Origin of the sequence: Pseudomonas sp. PDM21 (genome assembly GCF_014852505.2) — a bacterium.
Taxonomy (GTDB): domain Bacteria; phylum Pseudomonadota; class Gammaproteobacteria; order Pseudomonadales; family Pseudomonadaceae; genus Pseudomonas.
Map to the genome: position 1 here is coordinate 6,115,659 of NZ_CM181223.1, position 19,949 is coordinate 6,135,607.

The following is a 19,949-nucleotide window of genomic DNA, read 5'->3' on the forward strand; positions in this document are numbered from 1 at the left end:
TCGAACGGAGAAAGACGCGCGCCGGCTCAGGGCCGGCGCGCGCCGTGTCTCGGAAGATCAATGAATCAGAGAATCAGAGCGCCTCGACGAAACGCGCGTCGATGGCCTGCGCCGGGGTGACCGGCTGCTGGAGGATGCCGGCTTCGCTGGCGGCCTTCTGGATGTGCTCGAACGAGCCTTTCTGGAAGGCGCCCTTCAACTCGGCCTGATTCTCCTTCACCGAGTAGAAGTGCACGCCGTCGAAGGCACTGGTCAGCTCTGACTCGTCGGCGCCCACGCCCTTGGCAATGGCGGCGCGGCCTTCGGCGCCCTTTTCGTTGTAGTGCTTGAGGCCGGCCTCCCAGCTCTTGATCAGCGCCAGCACCTGGCCGGGACGCTCCTTGAGGACTTCGTCGCGGACCACGAACACGTCACTGATGATGCCCGGATCGTCCGAACCCTTGTACAGCAGGTTGACCTTGGGGTTCTGCTGCTTGGCGGCGGACAGGTAGGGCTCGTAGGTCACGGCGGCCGGAACCTGGCCGGCGATCAGCGCGCTGCCGGCGTTGGCGGCAGGCATCGGCACTGGCTGCACGTCGGCGATGGTCAGGCCGGCCTTGCGCAGGGCGCTGTGCAGGAGGATGTCGCTGGTGGTGCCTTCTTCGTAGGCGACCTGTTTGCCCTTGAGGTCGGTCAGGGTCTTGATCGACGGGTCGACGATCAGCGCGTCGGCGCTGGTGCTCTGGTCCAGCAGCAGGACGATCTTCACCGGCAGGCCGGCGGCGACCATGGCCATCGCGGTGTGCGTGGCGAGGTTGCCGCCGTCGATCTGGCCGCTGGCCAGGGCGGCGTTCATGTCCTTGTCTTCGGTGAAGTTGACCAGCTCGACCTGTTCCAGGCCGTTGGCCTTGAAGGCGCCAGCCTGTTCGGCGACATACCACTGGCCGTAGCCCAGCCAGGGCTGCATGCCCATCTTGAAGGGGCCGGCTTCGGGCTTGGTGTCGGCCTTGATCGCTGCGGCGTGCGCGACGCCGGTCAGCAGAAGGCTGGCACAAGTGGCCACGGCCAGTTGGCGCAGCGCGGATGCGAAGGTGGTGTGCATGGTCTCTCCCCGGTCATTGTTTTGCAGGCACATTCGGGTGAATGCGTGCTGCTGGATCGGCGGGGAGCGTGCGTCGGCCCATGCCCGCCGTGGGCGGGCACAGGCTCACATTCAATCGGCGCAAATGCAAAGGTTTTCGCCGCAGTTCGGCTTGGCTCCGGGCACGCTGGCAATCACCTCGGCGAGTCAGCCATCAGGGCTGGGGAATGGCGTCGTCCTTGAACTGGTCCTTGATGTAGAGGATCTCGGTGCGGCCGTGGGGCGCCGGCTGACCGTCCGGGCCGATGTTGACGAAGACCATCTTGTCGACCGTGAGGATGCTCTTGCGGGTGATCTTGTTGCGCACCTCGCAGGTCAGGGTGATCGAGGTGCGACCGAACTCGGTGGCGGTGATGCCCAGCTCGATGATGTCGCCCTGGCGTGCCGAGCTGACGAAGTTGATCTCCGAGATGAACTTGGTCACCACGCGCTGGTTGCCCAGCTGGATGATGGCGTAGATCGCCGCTTCTTCGTCGATCCACTTCAGAAGACTGCCGCCGAACAGGGTGCCGTTCGGGTTGAGGTCTTCAGGCTTGACCCATTTGCGGGTATGGAAATTCATGGAAGCTCCTTCTTGGGAGGTTGCGCCTCATGAGCGCGATGACGGGGAAAGCCCCGCCGGCTATGCAAGTCTGGACCCGGCCGATGCCTGTCTGCTTGTCATGGCTCAGCCAAGGCCGGCTTCGGCTCTGTACCGTGCCGCCTCGTCGACCAGCCAGTCGCGGAACGCGCCCAGGGTCGCCGACTCCACCTTGCGTTCGGGAATCATCAGGTAATAGGCATTTTCGCTCAAATAGGCATGTTGCATCGGCACGATCAGCCGGCCGTCGGCCAGCTCCTGCTGGATCAGCATCGGCGGGATCAGCGCCACGCCCATGCCGTGCATCGCCGCCTGGGCGAGCATGGAGAACAGTTCGTAGCGGGTGCCGCTCATGTCGTGCGCCACGCTCATGCCCAGCGAACCGAACCACTGGCGCCAGGCGTAGGGGCGGGTGGTCTGTTGCATCAGCGGCAGCTCGGCGATCTGTGCCGCAGACAACGCCCGTTGCCCCCTCAGCAGCTCAGGGCTGCACACCGGCACCGGGTTCTCGTGCATGAGGAAATTGGCCACCGTACCGGACCACACGCCATCGCCGAAATACAGCGCGGCGTCGAACTCGGTGTCGGCGAAGAGGAACGGCCGGGTGCGGTTGGTCAGGTTGACCGTGACTTCCGGGTGCAGGCGCTTGAAGTCCTTCAGCCGCGGCAGCAGCCACTGGGTGGCGAAGGTCGGCACCACCGCCAGCTCCAGCGTACCGCCACCCTGCTGCCCCATCACTGCCAGGGTGTCGCGCTCCACCGCATCCAGGCGCTGGGCGACGCGGCGGCTGTAGTTGAGCCCCGCCTCGGTCAGCTTCACCCCGCGCCGCGAACGGCGGAACAGCTCGACGCCGAGGAACTCCTCCAGCGTGGCGATCTGCCGGCAAATGGCACTCTGGGTCAGCGACAGTTCGTCGGCGGCCTTGGTGAAGCTTTCGTGGCGAGCGGCGGATTCGAAGGCGACCAGCGCCGCGGTGGTCGGTATCTTGCGTCGCATCGAATGCCTCTTCGGAATATCATGATGCGCAGAATTCGCCAGGAACGCCTGATATAGAGGCCATTCCTGGAAAAATCGCATCAACCCTGCGATTACGGAGTGACAAAATAGCACAACAGCGTGCGAATTAGTCGGTTGCCCGGCTTCCCGACGGCTGACTAGGATGGCCAACACCGAGCCCGCCTAGACTTGTGCGGGTCTTTCACTGTCTGCGTTCGAGGTTTCTCCATGGCGACCAAAGCAAGCTTCAACTGGGAAGATCCGCTGCTGCTGGATCAGCAACTCACCGAAGAAGAGCGCATGGTGCGCGACAGCGCCTACCAGTTCGCCCAGGACAAGCTGGCCCCGCGCGTGCTGGAAGCCTTCCGCCATGAACAGACCGACCCGGCGATCTTCCGCGAGATGGGCGAAACCGGCCTGCTCGGCGCGACCATCCCCGAACAATACGGCGGCAGTGGCCTGAACTACGTGTGCTACGGCCTGATCGCCCGTGAGGTCGAGCGCATCGACTCCGGCTACCGCTCGATGATGAGCGTGCAGTCCTCCCTGGTGATGGTGCCGATCAACGAATTCGGCAACGAAGCCACCAAGCAGAAATACCTGCCGAAACTGGCCAGCGGCGAGTACATCGGCTGCTTCGGCCTGACCGAGCCGGACCACGGCTCCGACCCGGGCTCGATGATCACCCGCGCCAAGAAAGTCGACGGCGGCTACCGCCTGACCGGCGCCAAGATGTGGATCACCAACAGCCCGATCGCCGACGTCTTCGTGGTCTGGGCCAAGGATGACGAAGGCCAGATCCGTGGCTTCGTCCTGGAAAAAGGCTGGGAAGGCCTGTCCGCCCCGGCGATCCACGGCAAGGTCGGCCTGCGCGCCTCGATCACCGGCGAGATCGTGATGAACAACGTGTTCTGCCCGGAAGAGAACGCCTTCCCGGACGTACGCGGCCTGCGTGGTCCGTTCACCTGCCTGAACTCCGCCCGCTACGGCATCTCCTGGGGCGCCCTGGGTGCCGCCGAAGCCTGCTGGCACACCGCTCGCCAGTACACCCTGGACCGCAAGCAGTTCGGCCGCCCGCTGGCCGCCAACCAGCTGATCCAGAAGAAGCTGGCCGACATGCAGACCGACATCACCCTCGCCCTGCAAGGCTGCCTGCGCCTGGGCCGGATGAAAGACGAAGGCACCGCCGCCGTCGAAATCACCTCGATCATGAAGCGCAACAGCTGCGGCAAGGCCCTGGACATCGCCCGCCTGGCCCGCGACATGCTCGGCGGCAACGGCATCTCCGACGAGTTCGGCGTGGCCCGCCACCTGGTCAACCTGGAGGTGGTGAACACCTACGAAGGTACCCACGACGTCCACGCGCTGATCCTCGGCCGCGCCCAGACCGGCATCCAGGCGTTCTTCTAAGCGCCTCGCGCCAGTTCCTTCGGAGCTGGCGCCCGTTTTACCTCTCGCCCGAGAGGCCCCGGGGAGGACCGTGGAGTCCCCGCACTGCGCCCTCCCCGCCCCTATTCAAGCTGCAGGTGATTGCATGTCCGGCGCCCTTTCGCACATCCGTGTCCTCGACCTCTCCCGCGTTCTCGCCGGCCCCTGGGCCGGGCAGATCCTCGCCGACCTCGGCGCGGAAGTGATCAAGATCGAGCGTCCCGGCAGCGGCGACGACACCCGCGCCTGGGGCCCGCCGTTCCTGAAGGATGCAGACGGCCGCGACACCAGCGAAGCGGCGTATTACCTGTCGGCGAACCGCAACAAGAAATCCCTGACCATCGACTTCACCCAGCCCGAAGGCCAGCGCCTGGTGCGCGAACTCGCCGCCAAGGCCGACATCGTGCTGGAGAACTTCAAGGTTGGCGGGCTGAAAGCCTACGGCCTGGACTACGAGTCGCTGAAAGCGCTGAATCCGAAGCTGATCTACTGCTCGATCACCGGCTTCGGCCAGTTCGGCCCCTACGCCAAGCGCGCCGGCTACGACTTCATGATCCAGGGCCTGGGCGGCCTGATGAGCCTGACCGGCCGCTCCGACGCCGAGGAAGGCGCCGGCCCGGTGAAGGTCGGCGTCGCGCTGACCGACATCCTCACCGGCCTGTACTCGTCCACCGCGATCCTCGCCGCCCTCGCCCACCGCGATGTCAGCGGCATCGGCCAGCACATCGACATGGCGCTGCTGGACGTGCAGGTCGCCTGCCTGGCCAACCAGACCCTGAACTACCTGACCACCGGCAACCCGCCGCGTCGCCTGGGCAACGCGCACCCGAACATCGTGCCGTACCAGGATTTCCCCACCGCCGATGGCGACCTCATCCTCACCGTCGGCAATGACGGGCAGTTCCGCAAGTTCGCAGAACTGGCGGGCCATCCGGAATGGGCCAGCGACGAGCGCTTCGCCACCAACCAGGCGCGTGTGGCGCACCGCGAGGTGCTGATCCCGCTGATCCGCCAGTCCACCGTGATGCGCACCACTGCCGAATGGATCACGCTGCTGGAACAGGCCAGCGTACCCTGCGGCCCGATCAACGACCTGGCCCAGGTCTTCGCCGACCCGCAGGTCATCGCACGCGGCCTGCGCGTGGACCTGCCGCATCCGCTGGCTGGCAGCGTGCCGCAGGTGGCCAGCCCGATCCGTCTGTCCGAGACGCCCGTGGAGTACCGCAACGCCCCGCCGACCCTCGGCCAGCACACCCAGGAAATCCTCGAAGGCGTGCTGGGCCTGGACCAGGCCGCCATCGGCAAGCTGCGCGACGACGGCGTGATCTGACACCTTCGGCCGAACGATAAACCTCCGTAGGGCGAATAACGCCTCAGGCGTTATCCGCCGCCTGTCGACTCCGCAGCCCTACGACAGACCATCGGCGCCTGCTCCGGCGGGCGCCCACGATCCCCGCCACGACGCCCGCGTCAGGGTTTTCACGGCCCCTGGTGCGGGCGCGACGGGGACCCCGGCCGCGATCCAGTACGCGAACGCGACCAAAAGCCTTTGGCTTGTCATGCGCCATGGCTATAATCCGCAAGCTTCAATAACGGCCGGCACTGTCCGGCTGTTCCCGCCACCTGTCCGAGGGGCGCTGCAGCAGGTCGATTCGCTTCGACATGTCAGGCTCGGATGGGGCGCGTCACGGTCGGCAACCGCCGATCGCCAAACGCATCAACGGCGCCCATTCGCAGACAACGAATGGAGAGTTACGCATGAGCGCTGTCATGACGCCTGCCGGTTTCACCGACTTCAAAGTCGCCGACATTTCCCTGGCCGCCTGGGGCCGCCGCGAGCTGATCATCGCCGAGTCCGAAATGCCGGCTCTGATGGGCCTGCGCCGCAAGTACGCCGCCAGCCAGCCGCTCAAAGGCGCGAAGATCCTCGGCTGCATCCACATGACCATCCAGACCGGCGTACTGATCGAGACCCTGACCGCGCTGGGCGCCGAAGTGCGCTGGTCGTCCTGCAACATCTTCTCCACCCAGGACCAGGCCGCTGCCGCCATCGCCGCCGCCGGCATCCCGGTCTTTGCCTGGAAAGGCGAGACCGAGCAGGAATACGAGTGGTGCATCGAGCAGACCATCCTCAAGGATGGCCAGCCGTGGGACGCCAACATGGTGCTGGACGACGGCGGTGACCTGACCGAAATCCTGCACAAGAAATACCCGCAGATGCTCGAGCGCATCCACGGCGTCACCGAAGAGACCACCACCGGTGTGCACCGTCTGCTCGACATGCTCAAGGCCGGCACCCTGAAAGTCCCGGCGATCAACGTCAACGACGCTGTGACCAAGAGCAAGAACGACAACAAGTACGGCTGCCGACACAGCCTGAACGACGCCATCAAGCGCGGCACCGACCACCTGCTGTCGGGCAAGCAGGCCCTGGTGATCGGCTACGGCGACGTGGGCAAGGGCTCCGCCCAGTCCCTGCGTCAGGAAGGCATGATCGTGAAGGTTTCCGAAGTCGACCCGATCTGCGCCATGCAGGCCTGCATGGACGGCTTCGAGCTGGTCTCCCCGTACAAGAACGGCCTGAACGACGGCACCGAAGCCAGCGTTGACGCCGCTCTCTTGGGCAAGATCGACCTGATCGTCACCACCACCGGCAACGTCAATGTCTGCGACGCCGGCATGCTGAAAGCGCTGAAGAAGCGCGCCGTGGTGTGCAACATCGGTCACTTCGACAACGAGATCGACACCGCCTTCATGCGCAAGACCTGGGCCTGGGAAGAGGTGAAGCCGCAGGTGCACAAGATCCACCGCACCGGCGCTGGCGACTTCGATCCGGCCAACGACGACTACCTGATCCTGCTGGCCGAAGGCCGTCTGGTGAACCTGGGCAACGCCACTGGCCACCCGAGCCGCATCATGGACGGCTCCTTCGCCAACCAGGTGCTGGCGCAGATCTTCCTGTTCGAGCAGAAGTACGCTGACCTCTCCGCCGAGAAGAAAGCCGAGCGTCTGACCGTCGAAGTCCTGCCGAAGAAACTGGACGAAGAAGTGGCCCTGGAAATGGTCAAAGGCTTCGGTGGCGTCGTCACCCAGCTGACCCCGAAACAGGCCGAGTACATCGGTGTGACCGTGGAAGGCCCGTTCAAGCCGGACACCTACCGCTACTGATGTGCCAGAGGGCAGACGAGCAATCGTCTGCCCTCTTTGCCATCTGGTGCCCCATGGATCTGCAGGACAGCTACAACCAGGCCTGGCTCTTCGCCGCCGGCGCTCACGCCGGGCAGACGCTGACCGCCTCGTCGCTGCCCTACGCAGTCCACCTGGCGATGGTAGCCAATGAAGTGATGGCGGCCGACCGCGAAGCGCCCATCCAGCGCCTGGCGGAAACCGTCCAGATCGCCCTGCTGCACGACGTGCTCGAAGACACCCCGGTGCCCTTCGAGGAACTGCAGACGCGTTTCGGCGAGTTCGTCGCCGACGGCGCCCAGCGCCTGAGCAAGGTGGTGAATGGCGAGAAACTGCCATTCGACATCTACCTCGAAAGGCTGGCGACCGGCGCGGCGCAGTATGCGATCGTCAAGCTGTGCGACCGGATCACCAACCTGCAGCCGCCACCCTCGACCTGGGCGCGGAGCAAGATCGCCGAATACCATGCTCAGTCGCAGCGCATCCTGGCCGTCCTCGGCCATGCGCACGAGCCCAGCGCCGAGCGACTGCGCACGAAGATAGACAACTACCGCCGTCACTTCTGAAGTCGACGGCACATGCCGGCAGCCACGCGATGACGCGGCGCCGAAGGAACGACCATGAGTCAGAAAGAACGCCGTTTCAGCTTCGAGTTCTTCCCCGCCAAGACCGAAGCCGGCCATGAAAAACTGCTGGCCACCGCAAGCCAGCTGGCCGCGAAAAAGCCCGACTTCTTCTCCTGCACCTATGGTGCCGGTGGCTCCACCCGCGATCGCACCCTGACCACCGTGCTGCAGCTGGATGGCGAGGTGAAGGTGCCGACCGCACCGCACCTGTCCTGCGTCGGCGACACCAAGCCCGAGCTGCGCGCCCTGCTGGCCCACTACAAGGACGCCGGCATCCGTCGCATCGTCGCCCTGCGCGGCGACCTGCCCTCGGGCATGGGCATGGCCAGCGGCGAGCTGCGCTACGCCAACGAGCTGGTGGAATTCATCCGCGCCGAAACCGGCGATCACTTCCACATCGAAGTTGCCGCCTATCCGGAAGTTCACCCGCAGGCGCGCAATTTCGAGGATGATTTGGCGAATTTCGTGCGCAAGGTCAAAGCCGGCGCCGACTCTGCCATCACACAATACTTCTTCAACGCCGACAGCTACTTCCATTTTGTCGAGCGTGCGGAGAAACTCGGTGTCAGCATTCCGGTTGTACCGGGTATCATGCCGATCACCAACTACACCAAACTGGCCCGCTTCTCCGACGCCTGTGGCGCGGAAATCCCCCGTTGGATTCGCAAGCAGCTGGAAGCCTACGGCGACGACATCGCCAGCATCCAGGCCTTTGGTGAGCAGGTCATCACCGAAATGTGCGAACGCCTCCTCGAGGGCGGCGCACCCGGTCTGCATTTCTACACCCTGAACCAGGCTGAACCCAGCCTGGCGCTCTGGAACAACCTCAAGCTCCCCCGCTGAGGATCATTGCTCCGGGCTTACCGTCCGCGATCCCGGCCAGCGCAACGCCGGCGTATCGTGGACGGGGTGCTTCCAGCCATCGGCTGAGCGCTCGCCCCGAGCCTGAAATCACGCGCCCTCGAGCCGGCAGGTCGCCGGCCTACAGGAACCCCGCATGTCCTTTACTTCCCTCGGTCTCTCCGAGGCCCTGGCTGGCGCCGTTGAAGCCGCCGGCTACGCGCGCCCCACTCCCGTCCAGGAACGCGCCATCCCCGCCGTACTTCAAGGCCGCGACCTCATGGTTGCCGCCCAGACCGGCACCGGCAAGACCGGCGGCTTCGCCCTCCCGGTGCTCGAACGCCTGTTCCCCGAAGGCCACCCGGACCGCGAACACCGCCACGGCCCGCGCCAGGCTCGCGTCCTGGTACTGACGCCGACCCGCGAGCTGGCTGCCCAGGTGCACGACAGCTTCAAGGTCTACGCCCGCGACCTGCCCCTGAAAAGCGCCTGCATCTTCGGCGGCGTCGGCATGAATCCGCAGGTCCAGGCGATGTCCAAGGGCGTCGACGTCCTGGTCGCCTGCCCCGGCCGCCTGCTCGACCTGATCGGTCAGGGCAGCGTCGATCTGTCCCGCGTGGAAATCCTCGTCCTCGATGAAGCCGACCGCATGCTCGACATGGGCTTCATCCACGACGTGAAGAAGGTCCTCGCCAAGCTGCCGGCCAAGCGCCAGAACCTGCTGTTCTCGGCGACCTTCTCCAAAGACATCATCGACCTCACCAACAAGCTCCTGCACAACCCGGAGCGCATCGAGGTCACCCCGCCGAACACCACCGTCGAGCGTATCGAGCAGCGCGTGTTCCGCATTCCGTCGGTACAGAAGCGCGCGCTGCTGGCGCACCTGGTGACCATGGGCGCCTGGGAACAGGTGCTGGTGTTCACCCGCACCAAGCACGGCGCCAACCGCCTGGCCGAGTACCTGACCAAGCACGGCCTGCCGGCCGCCGCGATCCACGGCAACAAGAGCCAGAACGCGCGCACCAAGGCCCTGGCCGACTTCAAGGCCAACGACGTGCGCATCCTGGTCGCCACCGACATCGCCGCCCGCGGCCTGGACATCGACCAGTTGCCCCACGTGGTCAACTACGAGCTGCCCAACGTCGAGGAAGATTACGTCCACCGCATCGGCCGTACCGGCCGCGCCGGTCGTACCGGTGAAGCCATCTCGCTGGTGGCGCCGGACGAGGACAAGCTGCTCAAGGCCATCGAGCGCCTGACCAAGCAGCGTATCCCCGATGGCGATACCCTGGGCTTCGACCCCGACACCGTGCTGCCGGAAGTCCAGCAGCCCGAGCCGAAGGAAGCCCCGCAGCGCCAACCGCGCAAGGACAAGGCCAAGCGCGGCGAGCGCAAGGACCGCAACAAGGACAAGCCGCAGCAACCGCAGGCCGAAGAGCAGCAGAGCGCCGCTCCCAACGCTGAAGGCGAAGCCGCTGACGGCGACAAGCCGGCCGGCAAGCGCCGCCGTCGAGGCGGGCGCGGCAAGAAGAAGGGCGACGGCCAGGGCAGCGACGCGCAACCGAACGCCAACACTCAGGCTCGTGAGCCGCGCGAACCCCGTCAACCGCGCCAGCCCCGCCAGCAGCAAGACCAGCAGGGCCAGCAGGGCCAGGGCCGTCAGCAGCAGGCCAAGCCGGCTCGCGCACCGAAAGCCGACGGCAACCGCGACCCGGAAGAGTTCCTCGACGACGACTTCGACAACTTCGGCAACCGCGCCGACTACGTCAGCCCGTTCCCGGACAAGGACCAGCAACGCGGCCAGCGCCGCCGTGGCGGTCAGGGCCAGGGGCAAGGCGCAGGTCAGGGCCAGAACCAGGGTCAGGGCCAGCAACGCGCCCGCAGCCAGGGTGGTCAGGGCGGCAGCCAGGGTGGAAGCGGTCAAGGCCGTAGCCAGGGCCAAGGACAAGGTCAGGGCCGCGCCGCCAAGAAGCCTAACGGCGGTGGTCGCACCCAGGGCCAAGGCCAGGGCGGCAACGCTCAGGGCAAGGCCGGCCAGCGCAAGCGCGGTGGCAAGGCTCCGGCTTCGCGCATGAACGACGCCCCGCTGCGCGAGCCGAGCGAGTACGGCGCCGCCAAGCCGACCCGCCAGCCGGTAGTGATCAACAAGCGCGACCTGGTTCGCACCGACCGCTTCCCGACGCCGGAGCAGCTGGAAGAGCTGGAACCGCGCCGCAAGACCGAGCGTCCCGCGCTGCTGACCCGCAACCGCGAGTGATGCTGTAGAAGAAACCGCCCTCCGGGGCGGTTTCTTTTTGCCTGGGATTTGGCCAACACCAAATCCTGTGGGAGCGCCCCATGGGCGCGATCGCGGATTTCAGGATCAAGGGCCCCTCACCCTAACCCTCTCCCGCAAGCGGGAGAGGGGACCGCTCAGTGCAGGATGAAACCGCAGCGTCAGCCAGCACGTCCTGCCCCCTCTCCCTCTGGGAGAGGGTTGGGGTGAGGGCACAGGGATGGCACAGACTTCCCGAAAGAGGTGAGCTGCTCCCGCACATGCCGCCAACTCACCGGCCGGACACAAAAAAGCCGCCCGAAGGCGGCTTTTTCAGCAGTGCATGAAACTCACAGCACCTGCCGCAGGAAGCTCTGCGCGCGCGCATCCTTGGGCTGGGCGAAGAACTCCGCCGGAGCGGCGTCCTCCAGCAGCTTGCCGTGATCGAAGAACAGCACGCGGTCAGCCACTTCGCGGGCAAAGCCCATTTCGTGGGTCACGCAGACCATGGTCATGCCTTCCACGGCCAGGGTCTTCATCACGTCCAGCACCTCGCCGACCATTTCCGGGTCGAGTGCCGAGGTGGGTTCGTCGAATAACATCACCTTCGGCTCCATGCACAGCGCACGGGCAATCGCCACGCGTTGCTGCTGTCCACCGGAGAGGCGCGACGGGTACTCATTGGCCTTCTGGCCGATACCGACCTTTTCCAGCAGCGCACGGGCCTTGGCTTCGCGCTCGGCCTTGCCGCGCTTGCGCACGACTTTCTGCGCCAGGCACAGGTTCTCCAGCACGGTCATGTGCGGGAACAGGTTGAAGTGCTGGAACACCATGCCGACTTCGCGGCGGTAGGCGTTGATGTCGGTCTTCGGGTTGGCGAGGTCAACGCCGTCGATGCTCACCGAGCCGGAGTCGAACTCTTCCAGGCCGTTCAGGCAGCGCAGGAAGGTGGACTTGCCCGAGCCGGACGGCCCGATCACTACCACCACTTCGCCGCGGGCGACGCCGGTGCTGACATCGTCCACCGCGCGCACGACCAGCCCGCGGGTGTCGTAAACCTTGGTCAGATTACGGACTTCAATCACTTTGGCCGAGCCTCCGCTCCAGACGCCCCGCCAGATGCGACAGCGGCAGGTTGATCACGAGGTAGAGCGCGGCGACGCAGAACCAGATCTCGAAGGTGGAGAACGAGGTGGTGATCGCCTCGCGGCCGCTCTTGGTCAGTTCGGTGATGGCGATCACCGAGACCAGGGAAGTGTCCTTCACCAGGCTGATGAACTGCCCGGCCAGCGGCGGCAGCACGCGTTTGAAGGCCTGCGGCAGGATCACATGGCGCATCGACTGCGCAGCGTTCAGGCCCAAGGAGCGCGCGGCTTCATCCTGACCGCGGGCGATGGACTGCACGCCGGCGCGGACGATCTCGGCCACGTAGGCGCCGGTGAACAGCGCCAGCGCCGCCACACCGGCGAACTCGCGAGAGAGGTTCAGCACGGTGCCGATGAAGAAGTAGAAGATGAAGATCTGCACCAGCAGCGGCGTGCCGCGCACCAGTTCGACGTAGAGGGTCGAGAGATCGTGCAGGGTCGGGTTCTTCGACAGGCGGCAGAGACCGGTGAACAGGCCGATGAACAGGCCGAACGCGCCGGACACGAAGGAGATCCACACCGTGGTCCACAGGCCCCAGGCCAGCGGGCCGGCAGCCCAGTGGCGGGTCGAGCCAACTACATCGCCCTCGGCGACGTCGTCGTTCTCGGAAAACTGCAGGGTGTCGGCAGCCACGCTCAGCACCTGCTGCTTGCCGTCCTCGTCCACCAGGGTGACACGGGCGTTGCCGCCCTGATCCTCGATCTTCTCGACCCGCGAGACGTTGTCCGCGCGCAGCGGCTCTTCTGCCTGGTAGGCGAAGTACTGCGGGACGCGATTCCAGCGCCACTCGTAGGAAATCAGCGAAGTGGAGTACCAGAGGGCCAGGCCGATCAGCAGGAGGATCAGTCCGGTCAGCCCATGCCAGGGCCAGGTTGGGCGTTTCGTTCTAGCCACGAATCTCTACCGTGAAAATGCGAACGCGCAGGCTCATGGCCTGCGCGTCGGGACAACCAGCGTCAGACGTGGATTATTCCATGTCCTTAAGCCAGTCGGTGTTCTTGAACCACTTGTCATGCAGGCGATCGTAGGTGCCGTCTTCGCGAATCTGCTTGAGGAAGTTGTTGATGAAGTTGATCGAGTCGTAGTCGCCCTTCTTCAGACCAAAGGCCAGCGGCTCGTAGGTGAACGGCTGGTCCAGGTGCACCAGCTTGCCGGCACCGAACTTGCTCACGCCGACGACGTTGTAGGGCGAGTCGTAGATGAAGGCGTCCGCCTTGCCGTTGACTACGTCCATGACCGCTTCGGGCTCGTTGTCGAAACCGTGGTACTGAGCCTTGGACAGCTGCTTCTTGGCAACGAATTCGCCGGTGGTGCCGATCTTGGAGGTGATGCGGTATTTCGCGTCGTTCAAGTCCTTGTAGGACTTGATCTCGCCTTGCAGTTCCTTGCGGATCAGCAGGGTCTGGCCGACCACGATGAAGGGATCGGAGAAGTTCAGGCGCAGGTTGCGTTCCTGGGTCAGAGTCATGCCCGAACCGATCATGTCGAACTTGTCGGTGAGCAGGGCCGGGATGATGCCGTCATAGGCGGTGGAGACCAGCTCCAGCTTGACGTTCATGGATTTGGCCATGGCCTTGAGCAGGTCCACTTCGAAACCGACAATCTGACCGCGCTTGTTGGTCATCTCGAACGGCATGTAGGTCGGGTCCATGCCTACGCGCAAGGTGCCGCGCTTGGCCGCTTCATCGATGGCGCCGGCCTGAGCCGCGCTGACGCTGACCAGAGCGCAGACGCCCATCACCAGCGATGCCAGGTACTTTTTCATCCCCAAACTCCCAAGCAAGTGAAAGAACTTCTTGTTTTTTCCAGCGATCGAATCGCGCGCGCCCAGGCATGCCGGGCGCAGAAGGGTGCGAAGCGTACCCCATGCGGCAGATATCTCAATCTTTTCTGGATAGCTGGCGAAGGGTACCAGCAGCGGTGCGCGGGGAAAACAGGCTAAACCGCCACGCCTCCCTCGCCCCGGACGGGACGAGGGAGGCGCTGGGTCAGGATTGCGCGGCGGGCAGTGCCATGGCGCCCTGCTCCGCGACCGGCGCCAGGGGCACGGCCGGAGCATGAGCGTCGGCCTGCAGCGATTGCCGCCAGGGGCCGATCCACTGTTCCTTGTCACCCTGCCAGAGCGCCAGGTGCAGGCGCGACAGCGCCACCGGGTCACTCAGCAGCGCCAGGCGGCGGTTGCCGTCGAGCTGCTCGGGGCCGGCTTCCAGCGCCTTCTCGACCAGCGCGGTGCGGGTCGCCTCGATGGCGGCGGACTGGCCGTGGCGGGCAGTGCCCATGGCGCAGGCCAGGGCGTTCAGCACCGGGTCGACGGCGGAGCGGACGAAGCCGTCCTTCAGCGCCTGCCAGCGGTTCTGGTAGGTGTACTCGTCGGTGGCACGCAGCTCGCGCGGGGTGTCGTATTCCTCGGGGATGAGGAACAGCTTCTCGTCGCGCGAGGCCAGGCCCAGCTTGACCCGGCTGCTGATCACCGAGACCGGGATCGACAGCATCAGGGCGCCGACGATGGGCGACAGCCACCACAGGAAGCGCGGGTTCAGCCACGCCACCAGCAGGGCCCAGCACAGGCCCAGCAGGGTCTGCAGGCCGTGGCGACGGATCGCCTCGCTCCACGGGGTGTCGTCATCGTCACGCTGCGGCGACTTCCACTGGGCTTCCCAGCCGAGGAACGCGGCCAGCACGAAGCGGGTATGGAACAGCATGCGCACCGGGGCGAGCAGCACGGAGAAGAACATCTCCAGGAGCATGCTCAGGGTCACCTTGATCACACCGCCGTAGCCCTTGGCGCCCTTGGTCCAGATCAGCATGACGCTGAGCAGCTTGGGCAGGAACAGCAGAGTCAGGGTGGTGGAGAACAGGGCGATGGCCTTCTCCGGGTGCCACTGCGGCCAGATCGGGAACAGCTGGCGCGGCTCCAGGAAGTACTGCGGCTCCATCAACTGATGCACCGCCAGCAACGCGGTCGACAGCACCAGGAAGAAGAACCACAGCGGCGCCGACAGGTAGGACATCACGCCGGTGAGGAACACCGCGCGGTGCACCGGGTGCATACCCTTGACCAGGAACAGGCGGAAGTTCATCAGGTTGCCGTGGCACCAGCGGCGGTCGCGCTTGAGCTCGTCCAGCAGGTTGGGCGGCAATTCCTCGTAGCTGCCCTCCAGGTCGTAGGCGATCCACACGCCCCAGCCGGCGCGGCGCATCAGCGCGGCTTCGACGAAGTCGTGGGAAAGAATCGCGCCAGCGAAGGAACCCTTGCCCGGCAGCGGCGCCAGGGCGCAATGCTCGATGAAGGGTTTCACCCGGATGATCGCGTTGTGGCCCCAGTAGTGGGATTCGCCCAGCTGCCAGAAGTGCAGGCCGGCGGTGAACAGCGGACCGTAGACGCGGGTGGCGAACTGCTGCATGCGCGCATAGAGGGTGTCCATGCCCGACGCCTTGGGCGCGGTCTGGATGATGCCAGCCTCGGGGTTGGCCTCCATCAGGCGCACCAGCTTGGTCAGGCAGTCGCCGCTCATCACGCTGTCGGCGTCCATGACGACCATGTACTTGTACTGGCCACCCCAGCGACGGCAGAAGTCGTCGATATTGCCGCTCTTGCGCTTCACCCGGCGCCGGCGGCGACGGTAAAAGATGCGACCGAAGCCCAGGGCTTCCTTGCACAGCTCGATCCAGGCCTTTTCTTCGGCCATGGCGATGTCGGGCTGGTTGGTGTCGCTGAGCACGAAGAAGTCGAAGCGATCCAGCTCGCCGCTGGCCGCGACCGACTCGTAGGTCGCCCGCAGGCCGGCAAAGACTCGCGGGACATCCTCGTTGCAGATCGGCATCACGATGGCGGTGCGCGCCTCGGCGGCAATCGGCTCGCTGCCCGCACTGCTGCCGGAGATGCGGTAGCGGTCGCGGCCGGTGAGTAGCTCCCAGAAGCCCATCAGGGCAGTCCAGAAACCTGCCGAGACCCAGCAGAAGAGGATGGCGAAGAGCGCCAGCACGCCGAACTGGATGACGTACGGCAGCACCTGTTCCAGGGTCTGCAGGAAGGTCTGGCGGTTGATCTCTTCGAGGTCGACGAAGGCCCAGCCCTGGTAGGGCAGGATGCCTTTCATGTAGTAGGTGGCGACGCTGGTCTGGCCGAGCATGAGCAGGACCAGGATGAACCGGCGCAGCGAGCCGACCCGCTGCCAGCGCGCCTTGGGCAGGTCGCGGGAGGGCTTGGAGGGGTTGCTGCGCCCGGTCAGGCGACGCCAGCCGCGCATGATCGGGTTGGTGCGCCAGGGTTCGGGGATCACCTTGGTGCGCTGGATCGGCGGTGCGGCCTTGAGGTAGGTACGGCCGTTGTCGTCCATGCCCAGCATCTGGGCATCGTCGAGGTCCTGGCCGTAGCCGTGGCGCAGACGCGCACCGACCGAAGCCAGCGCAGCGTCTTCACCCTCGACGTCGCCAGCGAGCTGCTCGTGCAGCTCGCTGATGGAACCGGCCCTGGCCAGCCGCTCACGCTCCTGCGCCGAAAGGGGCAGGTGCGCGAGATAATCGGCCACCGGCGCGGTGGTAGCGGTGGAGTTATTCATCGGCAGGCAGCTGGTAGCTCCAGGTTTCGGAAATGGTCTGGCCGCCGTTCACCAGGGCAGCACGCATTTCCGTCGGCTTCTTCGGATCCTTGACCTTGATCCGCAGGGTCAGACGCCAGCCCTGGGTCACTGCGTTGTAGCGCAGGCTGTTTTCCTTCACTTCAGCGTTGTCGTCGGTGCTCACCTGGGTGCTCACCGGCGCATCGCCTGCCAGCGCCTTCAGAGTCGGGCCGACGAAATCGACGACCAGGGCGACACTGCCATCCGGCTGGCGGATCAGGTTCTTCTGCTTCACGTCACCAACCGAGCGCAAGGTCTGCATGACCCAGGCGTTCTTCGGATCGTGCAGGGCCTGCTCGTCCTTGGTCCAGCGCATGCGGTAGGCGAAGTCCAGCGGTTCGCCAGCTTCCGGACGCTTCTCGGGGTTCCAGAAGGCAACGATATTGTCGTTGGTCTCGTCCGGGGTCGGGATCTCCACCAGCTCGATGGTGCCCTTGCCCCAGTCGCCCTGCGGCTCGACCCAGGCCGACGGGCGCAGGTCGTAGCGGTCGTCGAGGTCTTCGTAGCGGGAGAACTCGCGGCCACGCTGCAGCAGGCCGAAGCCTTTCGGATTCTCGACGCTGTAGGCACTGACGGACAGGTGTTTCGGGTTGTTCAGCGGGCGCCAGATCCACTCGTCGTTGCCAGCATGGATCTGCAGGCCGGTGGAGTCATGCAGCTCCGGACGGAAGTTGTGCTCCGGCGACGGCTGGTTGGAGCCGAACAGGAACATGCTGGTCAGCGGCGCCAGGCCCAGCTTGGTCACCTTGTCGCGCAGGAACACGCGGGCCTTCACATCGACCACGGTGTCATTGCCCGGACGGATGGTGAAGCGGTACGCGCCAGTCGCACGGGGCGAATCCAGCAGCGCGAAGATCACCAGGTGCTTGTCCTTGGGCTTGGGTTTTTCGATCCAGAACTCGCGGAAGCGCGGGAACTCCTCACCCGACGGCAGCGCGGTGTCCAGCGCCAGGCCACGGGCGGACAGGCCCCACCACTGGTCCTTGCCGATGATGCGGAAGTAGCTCGCCCCCAGGAAGGTGGCGATCTCGTCCTGCTTGTCCGGCGAGTTGATCGGGTACAGCAGGCGGAAGCCGGCGTAGCCCAGATCCTTGGTGGCATTGGCATCGAACTTCAGGGAACCGAAGTCGAAACGGGAGGGATCGTATTTGATCTCCTTGACGTCGGTCGCCGTGACTTCGTTGATCTTCACCGGGGTGTCGAAGTGCATGCCCTGGTGATAGAAGCTGATCTTGAAGGGGGTCTTCTCGTCGGCCCAGTAGGCCTTCTCGTTACGGAAGCGAATCTGCTGGTAATCGGCGAACTTCATTTCGCTGAATTCCGATGGCAGGTTGCTCGTCGGTGCGCTGTACTTCTCTGCAGCCAGCGCCTTGGCCTTTTCGCCAACGTCGTCGAGATTGAAGGCCCAGGCATGGGTAGCGCTCAACGCCAACAGGGCGGAGCCGACCAGTCCGCGAAGGATTTGGCGCGAAAGCGGTTGTTGAACGGAACGGAAAATCACGAGTCCCCCTCGTCCGTGAACACAAAACGATTAAAGCCAGCAAAGGCGATGCCAATCTGCTGGCGATTGAATTCCGACCCCGGTGAGCCTGAATGATTCCCCGATTTTTTCCGCGGGTACTTCAGGCTCCCGGAGGCGCATTGTTCTAAGTGCATAAGCCCTAACCATCATCCCACGGCGATATGACAAGCTGCCGCGCGTTCAAGCCTCCAGTAGAAAGGTCACCGGGCCGTCATTGACCAGGTGGACCTGCATGTTGGCGCCAAAACGGCCAGTGGCGACCAGCGGATGACGCTCTCGCGCCTGTTCCACGAGTAGATCGAACAACGCGGCGCCCTTTTCAGGTGGCGCCGCGCTGGAAAAGCTCGGTCGCAGCCCCTTTCGGGTATCCGCGGCCAGGGTGAACTGCGAGACCAGCAGCAGACCGCCGCCGACATCGCTCAATGAAAGGTTCATTTTACCTTCATCGTCGCCAAACACTCGATAGTTAAGCAGCTTGTGCAACAAACGGTTCACTGACTCTTCATCATCCTGGGGTTCTACCCCCACCAGGGCCAGCAGCCCATGGTCGATGGCGCCGACGATTTCGCCGTCGACCTCGACGCGGGCACCACGCACCCGCTGGATCAGACCCTTCATTCAGCCTCCGGCGGCAGGTTCAGCAGACGCCGGCCGATCTCGTTGGTGGCGCGCACCAGCGCATCGGTGATGCCCGGCTCACCGGCCACATGGCCGGCGTCGCGGACGATCTGAAGCTCACTGTTGGGCCAGGCCTTGTGCAGCGCCCAGGCGTTGTCCAGCGGGCAGACCACGTCATAGCGGCCATGGACGATCACGCCCGGCAGGTGGGCGATCTTGTGCATGTCGCGCAGCAGTTGGTCGGGCTCGAGGAAGCCGTCGTTGACGAAGTAATGGTTTTCGATCCGGGCGATGGACAGCGAGCGGTGCGGGTCGGCGAAGCGCTCGACCACCGCCGGGTTCGGCCGCAGCGTGGCAGTGCGGCCTTCCCAGGTGGACCAGGCACGAGCAGCGTGCATCTGGGCGATCTGGTCCGGGCCGGTCAGGCGGCGGTGGAAGGCGTGCAGCAGGTCGTCGTGCTCGTCGGCAGGAATCGGCGCCAGGTAGTCCTCCCAGTAATCGGGGAACAGGCGGCTAGCGCCTTCCTGGTAGAACCAGCGAATCTCCTGCGGGCGGCAGAGGAAGATGCCGCGTACGATCAGCGCCAGCACGCGCTCGGGATGTGCCTGGGCGTAGGCCAGCGACAGGGTCGAGCCCCAGGAGCCGCCAAACAGCACCCACTTGTCGATACCCAGGTGCTCGCGGATGCGCTCGATATCCGCGACCAGGTGCCAGGTGGTGTTGTTCTCCAGGCTCGCGTAGGGCGTGGAGCGGCCACAGCCGCGCTGGTCGAAGGTGACGATGCGGTAGATATTGGGATCGAAGAAGCGCCGCGACATGGCATCGCAACCGGAGCCCGGGCCGCCATGGATGAACAGAACCGGCAGTCCGTCGGGCGTGCCGCTCTCGTCCACGTAGAGGACGTGCGGCTCTTCGACGGCCAGTTCATGGCGCGCGTAAGGCTTGATTTCCGGATACAAAGTTTGCATGGCTCGCTCCTGGATCAGTACGTACGGTCGCTCCGGACCAGTA

The 19,949-nt window shown here is 65.1% G+C and carries 16 protein-coding genes and 1 riboswitch; of the genes, 6 read left to right on the forward strand and 10 right to left on the reverse strand.

Going from position 1 to position 19,949, the window contains the following annotated elements:
- Positions 1-73: 73 nt before the first annotated feature.
- From IB275_RS28235 to IB275_RS28245, 3 genes are all read right to left on the reverse strand, one after another.
- Positions 74-1,081 (reverse strand): ABC transporter substrate-binding protein, encoded by a 1,008-nt coding sequence (locus IB275_RS28235; protein WP_192293217.1) that lies wholly within the window; start codon positions 1,079-1,081, stop codon positions 74-76.
- 193 nt (positions 1,082-1,274) lie between these two features.
- Positions 1,275-1,682 carry an acyl-CoA thioesterase gene (locus IB275_RS28240; RefSeq protein WP_045215897.1) on the reverse strand — a complete coding sequence of 136 codons (408 nt, stop codon included), beginning with the start codon at positions 1,680-1,682 and terminating at the stop codon, positions 1,275-1,277.
- Between the two features lie 105 nt (positions 1,683-1,787).
- Positions 1,788-2,696 (reverse strand): LysR family transcriptional regulator, encoded by a 909-nt coding sequence (locus IB275_RS28245; protein ID WP_192293219.1) that lies wholly within the window; start codon positions 2,694-2,696, stop codon positions 1,788-1,790.
- Positions 2,697-2,924: 228 nt separating this feature from the next.
- Between IB275_RS28245 and IB275_RS28250 the strand changes: the two genes are divergently transcribed.
- The 6 genes from IB275_RS28250 (at position 2,925) to rhlE2 (ending at position 11,033) form a co-directional block, all read left to right on the forward strand.
- Positions 2,925-4,106 (forward strand): acyl-CoA dehydrogenase, encoded by a 1,182-nt coding sequence (locus tag IB275_RS28250; RefSeq protein ID WP_192293220.1) that lies wholly within the window; start codon positions 2,925-2,927, stop codon positions 4,104-4,106.
- A gap of 124 nt (positions 4,107-4,230) precedes the next feature.
- Positions 4,231-5,454, forward strand: coding sequence for a CaiB/BaiF CoA transferase family protein (locus tag IB275_RS28255; RefSeq protein WP_151188564.1), 1,224 nt, complete (start codon positions 4,231-4,233; stop codon positions 5,452-5,454).
- Positions 5,455-5,747: 293 nt separating this feature from the next.
- Positions 5,748-5,860: riboswitch (S-adenosyl-L-homocysteine riboswitch) on the forward strand.
- A gap of 22 nt (positions 5,861-5,882) precedes the next feature.
- Positions 5,883-7,292: an adenosylhomocysteinase gene (gene ahcY, locus IB275_RS28260; protein WP_192293221.1), complete on the forward strand. Its 1,410-nt coding sequence runs from the start codon at positions 5,883-5,885 to the stop codon at positions 7,290-7,292.
- A 53-nt stretch (positions 7,293-7,345) separates the two neighbouring features.
- The gene (locus tag IB275_RS28265; RefSeq protein ID WP_192293223.1) at positions 7,346-7,876 is read left to right on the forward strand and encodes an HD domain-containing protein; all 531 of its coding nucleotides are present in this window, start codon (positions 7,346-7,348) and stop codon (positions 7,874-7,876) included.
- A gap of 54 nt (positions 7,877-7,930) precedes the next feature.
- A complete protein-coding gene (metF, locus tag IB275_RS28270) occupies positions 7,931-8,779 on the forward strand; it encodes a methylenetetrahydrofolate reductase [NAD(P)H] (protein ID WP_138213901.1) in 849 nt (282 codons plus the stop codon).
- Positions 8,780-8,933: 154 nt separating this feature from the next.
- Positions 8,934-11,033, forward strand: coding sequence for an RNA helicase RhlE2 (gene rhlE2, locus IB275_RS28275; RefSeq protein ID WP_192293225.1), 2,100 nt, complete (start codon positions 8,934-8,936; stop codon positions 11,031-11,033).
- Between the two features lie 347 nt (positions 11,034-11,380).
- Here rhlE2 and IB275_RS28280 read toward each other — a convergent pair whose 3' ends face one another.
- The 7 genes from IB275_RS28280 to pip form a co-directional block, all read right to left on the reverse strand.
- Positions 11,381-12,115, reverse strand: coding sequence for an amino acid ABC transporter ATP-binding protein (locus IB275_RS28280; RefSeq protein WP_081515386.1), 735 nt, complete (start codon positions 12,113-12,115; stop codon positions 11,381-11,383).
- Positions 12,108-13,070, reverse strand: a complete 963-nt coding sequence (locus tag IB275_RS28285; protein ID WP_192293227.1) for an amino acid ABC transporter permease — start codon at positions 13,068-13,070, stop codon at positions 12,108-12,110. Before IB275_RS28285 ends, IB275_RS28280 begins: the two co-directional genes overlap by 8 nt.
- A 73-nt stretch (positions 13,071-13,143) precedes the next feature.
- Positions 13,144-13,941 (reverse strand): transporter substrate-binding domain-containing protein, encoded by a 798-nt coding sequence (locus tag IB275_RS28290; RefSeq protein ID WP_081515384.1) that lies wholly within the window; start codon positions 13,939-13,941, stop codon positions 13,144-13,146.
- 223 nt (positions 13,942-14,164) lie between these two features.
- Positions 14,165-16,738: a glucans biosynthesis glucosyltransferase MdoH gene (gene mdoH / locus IB275_RS28295; protein WP_192293229.1), complete on the reverse strand. Its 2,574-nt coding sequence runs from the start codon at positions 16,736-16,738 to the stop codon at positions 14,165-14,167.
- A complete protein-coding gene (locus tag IB275_RS28300; RefSeq protein WP_081515382.1) occupies positions 16,731-18,299 on the reverse strand; it encodes a glucan biosynthesis protein G in 1,569 nt (522 codons plus the stop codon). Before IB275_RS28300 ends, mdoH begins: the two co-directional genes overlap by 8 nt.
- 201 nt (positions 18,300-18,500) lie before the next feature.
- Positions 18,501-18,938 (reverse strand): D-aminoacyl-tRNA deacylase, encoded by a 438-nt coding sequence (gene dtd, locus IB275_RS28305; protein WP_081515381.1) that lies wholly within the window; start codon positions 18,936-18,938, stop codon positions 18,501-18,503.
- Positions 18,935-19,906: a prolyl aminopeptidase gene (gene pip / locus IB275_RS28310; RefSeq protein WP_192293231.1), complete on the reverse strand. Its 972-nt coding sequence runs from the start codon at positions 19,904-19,906 to the stop codon at positions 18,935-18,937. The genes dtd and pip overlap by 4 nt, the downstream gene beginning before the upstream one ends.
- Positions 19,907-19,949 lie beyond the last annotated feature (43 nt).

What these genes read in the sequence shown, in the direction of transcription:
- mdoH (WP_192293229.1), bottom strand. Translation starts at nt 16,738, where the DNA reads ATGAATAACTCCACCGCTACCACCGCGCCGGTGGCCGATTATCTCGCG.
- IB275_RS28250 (WP_192293220.1), top strand. Translation starts at nt 2,925, where the DNA reads ATGGCGACCAAAGCAAGCTTCAACTGGGAAGATCCGCTGCTGCTGGAT.
- dtd (WP_081515381.1), bottom strand. Translation starts at nt 18,938, where the DNA reads ATGAAGGGTCTGATCCAGCGGGTGCGTGGTGCCCGCGTCGAGGTCGAC.
- IB275_RS28255 (WP_151188564.1), top strand. Translation starts at nt 4,231, where the DNA reads ATGTCCGGCGCCCTTTCGCACATCCGTGTCCTCGACCTCTCCCGCGTT.
- IB275_RS28235 (WP_192293217.1), bottom strand. Translation starts at nt 1,081, where the DNA reads ATGCACACCACCTTCGCATCCGCGCTGCGCCAACTGGCCGTGGCCACT.
- IB275_RS28290 (WP_081515384.1), bottom strand. Translation starts at nt 13,941, where the DNA reads ATGAAAAAGTACCTGGCATCGCTGGTGATGGGCGTCTGCGCTCTGGTC.
- ahcY (WP_192293221.1), top strand. Translation starts at nt 5,883, where the DNA reads ATGAGCGCTGTCATGACGCCTGCCGGTTTCACCGACTTCAAAGTCGCC.
- rhlE2 (WP_192293225.1), top strand. Translation starts at nt 8,934, where the DNA reads ATGTCCTTTACTTCCCTCGGTCTCTCCGAGGCCCTGGCTGGCGCCGTT.
- pip (WP_192293231.1), bottom strand. Translation starts at nt 19,906, where the DNA reads ATGCAAACTTTGTATCCGGAAATCAAGCCTTACGCGCGCCATGAACTG.
- metF (WP_138213901.1), top strand. Translation starts at nt 7,931, where the DNA reads ATGAGTCAGAAAGAACGCCGTTTCAGCTTCGAGTTCTTCCCCGCCAAG.
- IB275_RS28245 (WP_192293219.1), bottom strand. Translation starts at nt 2,696, where the DNA reads ATGCGACGCAAGATACCGACCACCGCGGCGCTGGTCGCCTTCGAATCC.
- IB275_RS28240 (WP_045215897.1), bottom strand. Translation starts at nt 1,682, where the DNA reads ATGAATTTCCATACCCGCAAATGGGTCAAGCCTGAAGACCTCAACCCG.
- IB275_RS28265 (WP_192293223.1), top strand. Translation starts at nt 7,346, where the DNA reads ATGGATCTGCAGGACAGCTACAACCAGGCCTGGCTCTTCGCCGCCGGC.